We start from the raw sequence: 11614 nt of genomic DNA on the forward strand, positions 1-11614 counted from the left end.
CCTGATGACGATTGCCAGGGCCCTAGTTGCCGCGGCGCGCGCGCGCCGGCTGCCGGCGTTTGCGCATCATCGCGACCAGAAGCCCGAATCCTAGCAGTACCGAGAAGCCCGCGCCGATCATCATGGCGATCTGTTGTGCATTTTCGGCCGCGCCCAGGCTGCGCGCCGTGATGTAGCCCGGTGCCAGCATCAATGGCATCCACAGCACGGCCGATGCCACGTTGGCCAGCTGGAAGCGGCCGTGGGCCATGCCCATCACGCCGGCCACCGTCGGGATGGTCGAGCGGATAGGACCCAGGAAACGGCCGATCAGCACCGAGGCAAAACCGTAGCGGTAGAAGAACAGCCGGGCGCGGGCCACGGCGGTGCGCTGCTGCTTGAGCGGCCAGCGGCGCAGCACGGTCGGGCCGGCCCAGCGGCCCAGCGCGTACGACAGGGCGTCGCCCACGATGGCGCCAGCGATGCCCCAGGCCAGGATGCTCCAGAGGTCCAGCGTGCCCGCGCCGATCAGGCCGCCGGTCAGCAGCATCAGGGCGGTGGCGGGGATGAACAGGCCCAGCAGCACCATCGATTCGCCCAGCGTCAGCAGGAAGGTGATCGGGCCGGCCCAGGCCTGGTTGGTTTCGATCAGCAGGCCGATCTTGTCGATATAGTGGTCCATGGGGTCGAAGTTGAAAATTAGCTGAATGCAATCGGGTATCTTAACGCCTGCGTTGTGGACGGCGGGTGAAAATGGCGGTCCACCGGAAGGCTATCGTCGGAGTTCTATGGATTCGGTTACACAGGCCGTGCTGGGCGCGGGCATACAGGGGGCGCTGCTGGGGCGCGTGCAGGGGCGCCGGGCGCTGTTCTATGGCGCCGCGCTGGCGACCGTGCCGGATCTGGATGTGCTGATGCGCTATCCCGACCCCGTGTCGCTGATGACCTACCACCGCGGCTTCTCGCATTCGATCTTCGTCCTGACGGGGCTGGCGGCGCTGCTGACTTGGTTGATACGCAAGTATTGGCCCCAGGCGCAGTACAGCGGCGGGCGCCTGTTCCTGACTTTATGGCTGGTGCTGGTGACGCATCCGCTTCTGGACGCCTTCACCGTCTATGGCACGCAGTTGTTCTGGCCGATACCGTCCATACCCGAAAGCTGGTCGGCGATCTTCATCATCGACCCCGTCTACACCGTGCCCTTGTTGCTGGCTGCGGTATACGCCGCAGCGGTCGGCATGACGCGCAACGCGCGCCGCTTCCTGGCCGGTGCGCTGGTGTTCAGCACGGCCTACCTGGGTGTCGGCTTGGCAGGCCGCATTGCCGCCGAACACCGGGTGCGCGATGCGATGCAGGCGCAGGGCATCGCCGTGACCGAGTTGCGGGCGATGCCCATGCCACTGAACACGCTGCTGTGGCGCGTCATCGCCAAGACGCCCGATGGCCACTACTACGAGGCCGTCAGCAGCTGGTTTGATCGGGATCCGCCGGAATCCCTGCGCCAGCCGCTCAATCTGGACGTGGGCCAGGCGCTGGCCGGCGTGCCGCTGCACGAGCGGCTGCGCTGGTTCACCGACGACTGGCTGCGCTACGACGTGATGGACGATGCGCTGGTGGTGACGGACCTGCGCATGGGCATGGCGGGCCACTACAACTTCCGCTTCAAGATGGCCGAGCGCGGCCCCGATGGCGCCTGGCGCGCGGTCACCCCGTCCAGTTGGCCGGGCGAGCGGGGCGGTTGGGCCGAATTGAAACTCGTGCTGGCCCGCATCCTGCACGCCCAGCCGCCGCTGCCGCTGGCACAGTGGGCGGAAAAGGCGGCGCCTTAGCGTCTGCTGTACCCGCGGGTCCCCCGTCGAAAGCCCCGGCGCGCCGGCGAGGGGCTTTTGTTTTGCGTTGCGCTGGATTATGCTTGTTCCCTATTAAGGAACTGTAGTTCCGTTTTGTGGAACACTGATGAGTATTCTAGACGGCGTCCAACGCGTCCTGTCGCTCTATGCCGAAGGCGCGGCGCCATTGAGCTTTACCGACGTGGCCCAGCGCTTGTCCATGCCGAAAAGCTCTGCCTCCCGGTTGTTGAACCAGATGCAGCACTACGGCCTGCTGGATCAGGACGCCGCCACGCGCCGCTATCGCCCGGGCGTCATGCTGACGCAAGCGGTGCGCGCCGGCCAACATGCCACGCCGCTGGACGAGGCCTGTCGCAAAGTGCTGGCCCGACTATCCAACGACAGCGGCCTCACCGCCTATCTGTCCACCTTGAACCAGCGCGAAACCGTGGTGCTGCAGCGCTTGAACGGCTCGCAGCCGGTGCAAGTGCTGGCGCCGCCGGGGTCGCGGCGCGCCGCGTCCGGCACGGCGATGGGCCGCGCGCTGCTGTCGCGGCTGACCCAGGCCGAGTTCGATGCCCTGTATGGCACCGACCCGTCTTCGCCCCTGCCGGTCGAGGGCAAGGATTGCCCGGTTACCGTGGGCGAGCTGGCCCGACGCGTCGCGCAAGTCCGTGCCGACCATTACGGCGTCGCCATCGACCAGGCCATGCCGGGCATCGGGGCCGTGGCCGCGGCCGTGCGTGATCCGGCCTCCGGCGAACTGCGCGGCCTGTGCCTGTCGTTCGTGTCGTTCCAGGCCGACGCCGCCCGGGTGACTGCCCTGCGCGAATCCCTGACGCAGCAGGTCGCGGCGTTGGGCCGCGAATTGAACGATCCCTATTGGCTGGGCTGATGCCTGGCCTGATTCCCTTGACCGACATTCCCGCATCCTGGCCGCGCCCGCGTGGCATCCGACTTACCGATTCCAAGGAACCCGTCTCATGAACCTTCTGCTTCTCAGCAATTCCAGCAGCGACGCCGGCTATCTGGTGCATGCATTGCCCGACATCCGTGAACTGATCGAAGCGCTGCCGGCCGGCGCCAAGGCCGTATTCGTGCCGTTCGCGGGCGTGACCCGCAACTGGGACGACTACACCTCGCTGGTGGTCTCGGCGCTGGCCGATACGGGCCTGGACATCCAGGGACTGCATCGCGCCGCCGACCCCCTGGCCGCGCTGGAAGAGGCCGCGGTCATCATCGTGGGCGGCGGCAACACCTTCAACCTGCTGGGCCAGTTGCGCCGCCAGGGCCTGCTCGACGTGGTGGCGCGCCGCGTGCGCGAAGGCGCCGCCTACCTGGGCTGGAGCGCAGGCTCGAACATGGCGTGCCCCAGCATCTGCACCACCAACGACATGCCCATCACCGACCCCGAAGGCTTCGACGCGCTGGGCCTGCTGTCGTTCCAGATCAATCCGCACTACACCAACGCCCACCCTCCTGGACATCGCGGCGAAACGCGTGCGCAGCGTCTGGCTGAATTCTGCACGCTGAATCCCACCATGCCGGTGCTGGGCTTGCCGGAAGGCGCGGCGCTGCGCGTGCGTGGCCAGGCCGTGGCGCTGATCGGTCCGCACGATGCGCCGCTGTTCCTGGGTCAGGCCGAACCGCGCGTGTTCCGCCCCGGTCCGCTGGAGATTCCCGCATGAAACAAGTCATCGACACCATCGAGCTGCTGTCCTCGGCCCACATCACGGGCGAAGCGGTGGCGCAGCACCTGCGCGCGGCCGGCAATTGCCAGGTCGACGTGACCCGGCTTGAACGTGACGGCGCGGCCACCGAGTTCCTGTCCATCATCATCCCGGGCGCGGATGACGCTGCCCCGCAGTTGGGCATCATCGGTCGCCTGGGCGGCATCGGCGCACGCCCGGCCGTCACCGGCCTGGTGTCGGACAGCGACGGCGCCGTGGTCGCGATTGCCGCCGCGCTCAAGCTGATGGCCATGGCGCGCCAGGGCGACGTGCTGCCTGGCACCGTTCGCATCCGTACCCACATCTGCCCGCGCGCCGGCACCCGGCCGCACCATCCGGTGCCGATGATGAAGTCGCCGTTCCCCATGCGCGAAATGATGTCCCATGAAGTGGACCCGCGCATGGACGCCATTCTTTCGGTCGACACCACGCGCGGCAACCGCCTGGTGAACCAACGTGGCGTGGCGCTGACGCCGGTGGCCAAGCAGGGCTATCTGCTGCGCATTCCGGAAACCATGCTGGACGTCATGGGCTGGGTCAGCGGTGAACTGCCGCTGACGCTGCCGCTCACCACACAGGACATCACGCCCTATGAAAACGGCCTCTCGCACGTCAATTCGCTGATGCAGCCCACCATCGCCACCGACGCGCCCGTCGTTGGCGTGGCGCTGACGGCGCAGACCGCCGTGCCTGGCTGCGCCACGGGCGTGACGAACGCCGTGGATGCCGATGTCGCCATGCGCTTCTGTATCGAAATCGCCAAGCTGTTCGGTCAGGGCGCCATGACGTTCGTCGACGCGGCCGAATGGAGCGCGCTGCAAAGTCGCTACGGCTCGCTGGCGCGGTTGCAGACCACCGGCGTCGACCCCAAGGCTGCACAATAAGCCCAGGGGCGCACAACAGGCATGGCACCTCTGCCGCGCCCAGCAAAAACGCCAGACGTCCGTCTGGCGTTTTTTTTGGCGGGACTGATGCGGCCCGCCGTGCGGTGGCAAGCGTTCAGGTCGGCAGTCGCGCGGCAATCTCGGCAATCAGGCGGCGGGCGGCATCGAGCTTGTCGGCGGCCGGCAGCGGATGTGCGCCCTGAGCGTCGAACAGCACCAGCTCGGTGGTGTCGGCGTCCATGACTTTGTGCGCCAGGTTGCCGACCAAGAGCGGAATGCCCTTGCGTGCGCGCTTGGCCTCGGCGTGTTCGGCCAGCTTTTCGGTTTCGGCGGCAAAGCCGACGCACCAGGGGCCATCTTTCAGCTTGGCCACTTCGGCCAGAATGTCGGGGTTGGGCTCGAATTCCATCAGCGGCGCGCCGCCGCCTTCGCTGGTTTTCTTGAGCTTTTGCGCGCTGACGTTTTTCACGCGCCAGTCGGCCACCGCGGCGACCGCGATGAAGATGTCGGCGTCGGTGGCGCTGGCCATCACGGCATCGTGCATCTGGCGAGCGGTGGTGACCGACAGCGCGGTAACGCCGCGCGGCACGGCGAGGGCGGTGGCGCCGGTGATGAGGGTGACGCGGGCGCCAGCTTCGCGCGCGGCGCGGGCCAGCGCGTAGCCGGTCTTGCCCGACGAGCGGTTGCTCAGCACGCGCACCGGGTCCACGGGCTCGGACGTGGGGCCGGCGGTCAGCAGCACGTGGCGGCCGGCCAGCAGCTTGGGCTGGAAGAAGGCGATCAGGTCAGTCAGGATTTCATGCGCTTCCAGCATGCGCCCGTCGCCCGTTTCGCCACAGGCCTGTTCGCCCGCGGACGGTCCCAGCACGCTGATGCCGTCGGCGCGCAGCTGCGCCACGTTGCGCTGGGTGGCCGGGTTGGCCCACATTTCGCGGTTCATGGCGGGGGCCACCAGCAGGGGGCAGGCGCGCGCCACGCACAGGGTGGACAGCAGGTCGTCGGCCATGCCGTGCGCCAGCTTGGCCATGAAGTCGGTGCTGGCGGGGGCGATCAGCACGGCGTCGGCGCCGCGCGTCAGGTCAATGTGCGCCATGTTGTTGGGCACGCGCGGGTCCCATGCATCCACGAACACCGGGCGGCCGGACAGGGCCTGCATGGTGACGGGGGTGATGAAGTGCGTGGCCGCTTCGGTCATTACCACATCGACGGTGGCGCCTTGTTCGGTCATGCGCCGCACCAGCTCGGCGATTTTGTAGCAGGCGATGCCCCCGGTCAGGCCGAGGACGATGCGTTTGCGGGCGAGGTCGAGCATGAGGGTCGGACGGCGGGCAAGCGCCGTCAAATCAAGGAACGGACAATGATTTTATTCTGCATTGCGGTATTGCGCCGTTCGCCATGCCGATAGGGGGCGTCAAACAGGACAAAACCCAAGACAAGACCAAAGAAAAAAACCCGGCCAGGGGCCGGGTTTTTCGGGCAGGTCGAGGATGAAAAATCAGGCCCGCGGCTTGCGCGCCCGCAGCAGTTCGTCCAGCACCAGCAGTACTGCACCGCAGCTGATGCCCACGTCCGCCAGGTTGAAGGCAGGGAAGTACCAGTCGCGCCAATAAAACAGCAGGAAGTCCACCACGTGGCCATAGACCACGCGGTCGATCACGTTGCCGATGGCGCCACCCAGGATCAGCGTCAGGGCCAGGCAGAACCGCGGCTGGCCGCGGGTGCGGCGCAGGATCACGGTGATGACCACGGCGGCCACGATGCCCAGCGCAGTGAACAACCAGCGCTGCCAGCCCTCTTCGGACGCCAGGAAGCTGAACGCCGCGCCGCGGTTGTACAGCAGCGTGAAGTCGAAGAACGGCAGCAGGTTCAGGCGTTCGCCGTACTGGTACGAGGTGTTGAAGTACACCTTGGTCAGCTGGTCCAGCACGATGATCGCCAGGGCGATGGCCAGCCAGCGGCCCACCTTGGCGGGGGGCGCGCTGGCGACCGCGGACGCGTTGGCGCCTTGCGGGGCGGGGCCGGCCATGCTCAGGCCTTGTCGCGGGCTTCGCCCGAGCCGAACAGGTTGGACACGCAGCGGCCGCAGATCTCGGGATGGTCCGGATCCTGGCCCACGTCCAGGCGCCAGTGCCAGCAGCGTTCGCACTTCTTGTGCGTCGACGGCGTGACCTGGATGCGGGTTTCGCCTTCGCCGGCGTGCACGGTGGCGCGCGAGACGATCAGCACGAAGCGCAGGTCGTCGCCCAGGCTGGCCAGCAGTTGCTGGTCTTCGCCGTTGGCGTACAGGTCCACTTCGGCCTGCAGCGACGAACCGATGTCACCGGCCGTGCGCACTTCTTCCAGCTTGCGCTGGACCTCGGCGCGAATGGCGCGCAGGCGCGTCCACTTGGCGGTCAGGGCATCGGCATCGGCGAACGGCGGCAGCGCGTGGTAGACCTCGGTGAAGATGGTCACGCGGGCCGCGTCGGCCTGGTGCTTCAGAGCCGAGGTCACCAGTTCCTTCCAGGCTTCTTCGGCCGTGAACGACAGGATCGGGGCCATCAGCTTGAGCAGCGTCTGGGTGATGTCCAGCAGGGCGGTCTGGGCCGAACGGCGGGCCACGCTGCCAACAGCCGAGGTATACAGGCGGTCTTTCAGGATGTCCAGGTAGAACGCGCCCAGGTCTTCCGAGCAGAACGTCTGCAGGCGCGACACCGCCGGGTGGAAGTCGTAGCGTTCGTAGTTGGCCTGGACTTCGGCCTGCATCTGCGCGGTCATGGCCAGCGCGTAGCGGTCGATCTCGAACAGGTCGCCATAAGGCACGGCTTGCGACACGGCGTCGAAGTCGGCCAGGTTGGCCAGCAGGAAGCGCAGCGTGTTGCGGATGCGGCGGTAGCCTTCGACCACGCGCTTGAGGATCTCGTCGGAAATCGACAGTTCGCCCGAATAATCGGTGGAAGCCACCCACAGGCGCAGGATTTCCGCGCCCAGCGAGTCGGACACCTTTTGCGGGGCGATCACGTTGCCGACCGACTTGCTCATCTTGCGGCCCTGGCCGTCCACCACGAAGCCGTGCGTGAGCAGGGCCTTGTAGGGCGGTTGGCCATACAGCATGCAGCCGGTCAGCAAGGACGAATGGAACCAGCCGCGATGCTGGTCCGAGCCTTCCAGGTACAGGTCGGCGGGCCAGGCGAGTTCAGCGCCGTGCGAGCCGGCGAAGGCGTGGTCCTTGCCGCCCAGCACGGTGGCGTGGGTGCTGCCGGAATCGAACCAGACGTCCAGCGTGTCGCGGTTCTTTTCGTATTGGTCGGCTTCGTCGCCGAGCAGTTCGCGCGGATCCAGCGCCTGCCAGGCCTCGATGCCGCCTTGCTCGACGCGCTGCGCGACCTGCTCAAGCAGCTCGGATGTGCGCGGATGCAACTCGCCGGTTTCCTTGTGCACGAAGAACGCCATCGGCACGCCCCACTGGCGCTGGCGCGACAGGGTCCAGTCCGGACGGTTGGCGATCATGGCGTGCAGGCGGGCGCGGCCCCAGGCCGGGTAGAAGGCCGTGGCGTCGATACCGGCCAGCGCCGATTCGCGCAGGGTCGGGCCGCCGTCTTTCGGGGCTACGTCCATGCCGGCGAACCATTGGCTGGTGGCGCGGTAGATGATGGGCGTCTTGTGGCGCCAGCAGTGCATGTAGCTGTGCTTGTGCTTTTCCACGTGCATCAGCGCGCCGGCTTCGGTCAGGGCCTCGACGATCTTGGGGTTGGCATCCCAGATGGACAGGCCGCCGAACAGCGCCAGGCTCTCGGCGTACTTGCCGTCGCCCATGACCGGGCTGATGAAGTCGGTGTCTTTCATGCCGTGCGCCTTGCACGAGATGAAGTCTTCGATACCGTAGGCGGGGGCCGAGTGCACCACGCCGGTGCCCGAGTCGGCCGTGACGTAGTCGCCCAGGTAGACGGGCGACTTGCGGTCGTAGGCGGCTTCGAATCGGGCCAGCGGATGGCGGAATTCGATGCCCGACAGCGCAGCGCCCGGGGCGGTGGCGATGACTTCGCCTTCCAGGCCCCACGACTTCAGGCAGGCTTCGACGCGTTCGCGCGCCACCAGCAGCAGCGGACCGAACTTGGGCACGGGCGACACGCGCACCAGCGCGTATTCGATTTCCGGGTGCACGTTCAGGGCCTGGTTGGACGGGATGGTCCAGGGCGTGGTGGTCCAGATGACGATGGCGCCGTCGTCCACAGCGTCCAGGCCGAAAGCCTGGGCCAGCTTGGCCGGTTCGGCGAACGGGAAGGCCACGTCCACCGCCGGGTCGACGCGGTCGGCGTATTCGACTTCGGCTTCGGCCAGCGCCGAGCCACAGTCGAAACACCAGTTCACGGGCTTCAGGCCGCGGAACACGTAACCCTTGTCCAGGATGCTGCCCAGCGCGCGGATTTCGTCGGCTTCATTGCTGAAGTTCATCGTCATGTAGGGACGATCCCAGCCGCCCAGCACGCCCAGGCGCTTGAAGTCCTTGCGCTGGCGGTCGATCTGCTCGAGCGCGTAGGCGCGGGCCTTGGACTGCACTTCGGCCACCGGCAGGTGCTTGCCGTATTTCTTCTCGATCTGGATTTCGATCGGCATGCCGTGGCAATCCCAGCCCGGCACGTAGTGCGCGTCGTAGCCGGCCATGTTGCGGCTCTTGACGATGATGTCCTTCAGGATCTTGTTGACCGCATGGCCGATGTGGATGTCGCCGTTCGCATAGGGCGGGCCGTCGTGCAGCACGAAGCGCGGACGCCCCTTGCTGGCGGCGCGGATCGCCTGGTAGACGTGGTTTTCCTCCCACTGCGCAATCCAGGCGGGCTCGCGTTTGGCGAGGTCGCCCCGCATGGGGAAGGGGGTATCGGGCAGGTTGAGGGTCTTTTTATAGTCCATGAACGGCAAAATAGGCGCGCGCGTTTCGCGCGTCTTCGGCGATGGCGGCAGTCAGGGAAGGGAGGTCAGGAAATTTTTCTTCGTCCCGCAACTTGTGCAGGAATTCGATACGCACGAGTTTACCGTATGCGTTGACGGTCTCGTCGAGCAGGTGTGACTCAAGCAGCACGCGGCCGCGGTCTTCGACCGTGGGGCGCACGCCCAGGCTGGCCACGGCCGGCAGGGCGCGGTCGCCCAGGCCGTATACCTGCACCACGTAGATGCCGGAACGGGCCGCGCAGCGCTCGGCCACCCTCAGGTTCATGGTCGGAAAGCCCAGGGTGCGGCCCAGCTTCTGGCCGTGGATCACGTGGCCGCTGATATGGTAAGGATGGCCCAGCAGGTGGCGGGCCCGGTCCAGGTCGCCGACGGCCAGCGCGGTGCGCACTTCCGAACTGGAAATGCGGTGACCATGGCGGTCGGTCACGTCGGCCAGGGTCTGGACCTCGAAGCCATGGCGCAGGCCGGCTTCGCGCAGCAGGTCGATGTCGCCGCTGCGCTTGTGGCCGAAACGGAAGTCTTCGCCCACCAGCAGCCACTTGGCATTCAGCCCCCCCACCAGCAGGTTCTCGATGAACGCATTGGCCGACATTTCGGCGAGGCGGGCATTGAAGCGTTCGACCACGACCTGGGAAACGCCGTAGCGCGCCAGCGCCGCCAGCTTGTCACGCAGGCCGGAAATGCGCGTGGGCGCCAGTTCCGGGCGGTGGTTCAGCGTGGCGAAGTACTCGCGGGGATGCGGCTCGAACGTCATGACGGCCGGGGTCAGCGCACGCTCGCGGGCCACCTGGCAGACGCGCGCCAGCATGGCCTGATGGCCACGGTGGACGCCGTCGAAATTGCCGATGGTCAGCGCGCAAGGGGCGCGCTGAGCGGGCGGAGGAAGGGATCGGTAGATACGCAGCGGTGGTTTCACGAACGAGAGTTTACAATTTTGGATTACGGGATTGTTCGACATCCCCAATTTGGATTGGTCATCTTGCCGGAAACATCTACTACACAGCGCCGCATCGTCATCCTGATCTCAGGGCGCGGCAGCAATATGCAGGCGCTGGTCCAGGCCTGCCGCGAGCAGGGCTGGCCCGCCCGCATCGCGGCCGTCATCGCCAGCCGGCCGGATGCCGGCGGCCTGGAATGGGCCGCCGAGCAGGGCATTGCCACGGCCGCCCTGTATCACAAGGACTACGCCAGCCGCGAAGCGTTCGACGCCGCCCTGGCCGCTGAAATCGACCTGCACGAACCCGATTTCGTCATCCTGGCCGGCTTCATGCGGGTCCTGACGCCCGGTTTCGTCAATCGCTTTGCCGGCCGGCTCGTCAACATCCACCCGTCGCTGCTGCCGGCATTCCCCGGGTTGCATACCCACGCCCAGGCCCTGGCTACCGGCGTGCGGGTGCACGGCTGTACCGTGCATTTCGTCACCCCCGTGCTGGATCACGGCCCGATCATCGCCCAGGGCTGTGTGCCGGTCCTGGCCGGCGACACCCCGGAATTGCTGGCCAACCGCGTGCTCGAGGTAGAACATCAGGCTTTTCCCGCCGCCGTGCGCTGGCTGGCCGAAGGCCGGGTTACCCTGACAACCGACCACCGGGTGGACGTGCAGGGCGATCCCGACCGCCTGTTCACCTGGTCTGCGGCGGCCTGAGCCGCGACCCTTACGCACCGCGGGCCGCCCGGCGGCCCTGAATCGCATTTATCGGGCGCAATCCCTGCGCCCCACTGGAATACACCATGAGCAAACCCCAATCTCCGCGTTCCCGTCCGGCCGGCGCCCCGAGGGCAGCCGCCGAAGGCCGCGACGGTCGGTCTTTCTTCTCGCGTCCCAAGGGCGAGTCCCGCGACGCCGCCCCGCGCGAACGCGCGCCGCGTGACGAACGCGCCGGCGGGCGCGAAGATCGCGGCTCGTTCGGTTCCGAGCGCCGCGAAGAACGCGGCAGTTCCGGCGCCGAGCGTCGCGAAGGCCAAAGTCGTCCGGCCCCTCGTCCCTCCTATGACGCCCCGCGTGGCGACAACCGGGGCGGCCAACGGGGTTCCTTCGGTTCCGAACGCCGGGAAGGGCAGGGGCGTCCGACGCCGCGCCCATCTTATGACGCCCCGCGTGGCGACAGCCGTGGCGGCGAACGTGGTTCCTTCGGTTCGGACCGCCGCGAAGGCCAGGGTCGTCCGGATTCCCGCCCGTCCTACGGCGGCCCGCGTGGCGACAGCCGTGGCGGTGAACGCGGTTCCTTCGGTTCGGACCGCCGCGAAGGCCAGGGCCGTCCGG

At 67.2% G+C, this 11614-nt stretch carries 10 protein-coding genes and 1 pseudogene; 6 read left to right on the plus strand and 5 right to left on the minus strand.

The genetic code is table 11. From position 1 onward, the window contains the following. Positions 1-22: 22 nt before the first annotated feature. Positions 23-661 (minus strand): DedA family protein, encoded by a 639-nt coding sequence (locus AC3WMR_RS13090; RefSeq protein WP_025135868.1) that lies wholly within the window; start codon positions 659-661, stop codon positions 23-25. Positions 662-767: 106 nt separating this feature from the next. On the opposite strand from AC3WMR_RS13090, the gene AC3WMR_RS13095 reads away from it, so the two are divergent. The 4 genes from AC3WMR_RS13095 (at position 768) to AC3WMR_RS13110 (ending at position 4422) form a co-directional block, all read left to right on the plus strand. Beyond that, positions 768-1808, plus strand: a complete 1041-nt coding sequence (locus AC3WMR_RS13095; protein WP_492265361.1) for a metal-dependent hydrolase — start codon at positions 768-770, stop codon at positions 1806-1808. Positions 1809-1935: 127 nt separating this feature from the next. Then, a complete protein-coding gene (locus AC3WMR_RS13100) occupies positions 1936-2703 on the plus strand; it encodes an IclR family transcriptional regulator (RefSeq protein WP_492265362.1) in 768 nt (255 codons plus the stop codon). Between the two features lie 88 nt (positions 2704-2791). Beyond that, positions 2792-3496, plus strand: coding sequence for a dipeptidase PepE (gene pepE, locus AC3WMR_RS13105; RefSeq protein ID WP_492265363.1), 705 nt, complete (start codon positions 2792-2794; stop codon positions 3494-3496). Then, the gene (locus AC3WMR_RS13110) at positions 3493-4422 is read left to right on the plus strand and encodes a DUF1177 domain-containing protein (RefSeq protein ID WP_492265364.1); all 930 of its coding nucleotides are present in this window, start codon (positions 3493-3495) and stop codon (positions 4420-4422) included. The genes pepE and AC3WMR_RS13110 overlap by 4 nt, the downstream gene beginning before the upstream one ends. A 115-nt stretch (positions 4423-4537) precedes the next feature. Here the strand turns inward: AC3WMR_RS13110 and coaBC are convergent, their stop codons facing one another. The 4 genes from coaBC to AC3WMR_RS13130 form a co-directional block, all read right to left on the minus strand. After that, positions 4538-5734 (minus strand): bifunctional phosphopantothenoylcysteine decarboxylase/phosphopantothenate--cysteine ligase CoaBC, encoded by a 1197-nt coding sequence (gene coaBC, locus AC3WMR_RS13115; protein ID WP_492265365.1) that lies wholly within the window; start codon positions 5732-5734, stop codon positions 4538-4540. 183 nt (positions 5735-5917) lie between these two features. Beyond that, positions 5918-6448 carry a signal peptidase II gene (gene lspA / locus AC3WMR_RS13120; RefSeq protein ID WP_492265366.1) on the minus strand — a complete coding sequence of 177 codons (531 nt, stop codon included), beginning with the start codon at positions 6446-6448 and terminating at the stop codon, positions 5918-5920. A 2-nt stretch (positions 6449-6450) separates the two neighbouring features. Further along, a complete protein-coding gene (ileS, locus tag AC3WMR_RS13125) occupies positions 6451-9312 on the minus strand; it encodes an isoleucine--tRNA ligase (RefSeq protein ID WP_492265367.1) in 2862 nt (953 codons plus the stop codon). Continuing rightward, positions 9302-10267: a bifunctional riboflavin kinase/FAD synthetase gene (locus tag AC3WMR_RS13130; RefSeq protein WP_492265368.1), complete on the minus strand. Its 966-nt coding sequence runs from the start codon at positions 10265-10267 to the stop codon at positions 9302-9304. Before AC3WMR_RS13130 ends, ileS begins: the two co-directional genes overlap by 11 nt. 63 nt (positions 10268-10330) lie before the next feature. On the opposite strand from AC3WMR_RS13130, the gene purN reads away from it, so the two are divergent. Beyond that, entirely contained in the window at positions 10331-10996 is a 666-nt protein-coding gene (gene purN / locus AC3WMR_RS13135) for a phosphoribosylglycinamide formyltransferase (RefSeq protein WP_025135877.1), read from the plus strand. Between the two features lie 86 nt (positions 10997-11082). Then, positions 11083-11614: pseudogene (locus AC3WMR_RS13140) on the plus strand (hypothetical protein); the annotation flags it as partial.

It is taken from the genome of Achromobacter sp. FW305-C-28 (assembly GCF_058783235.1).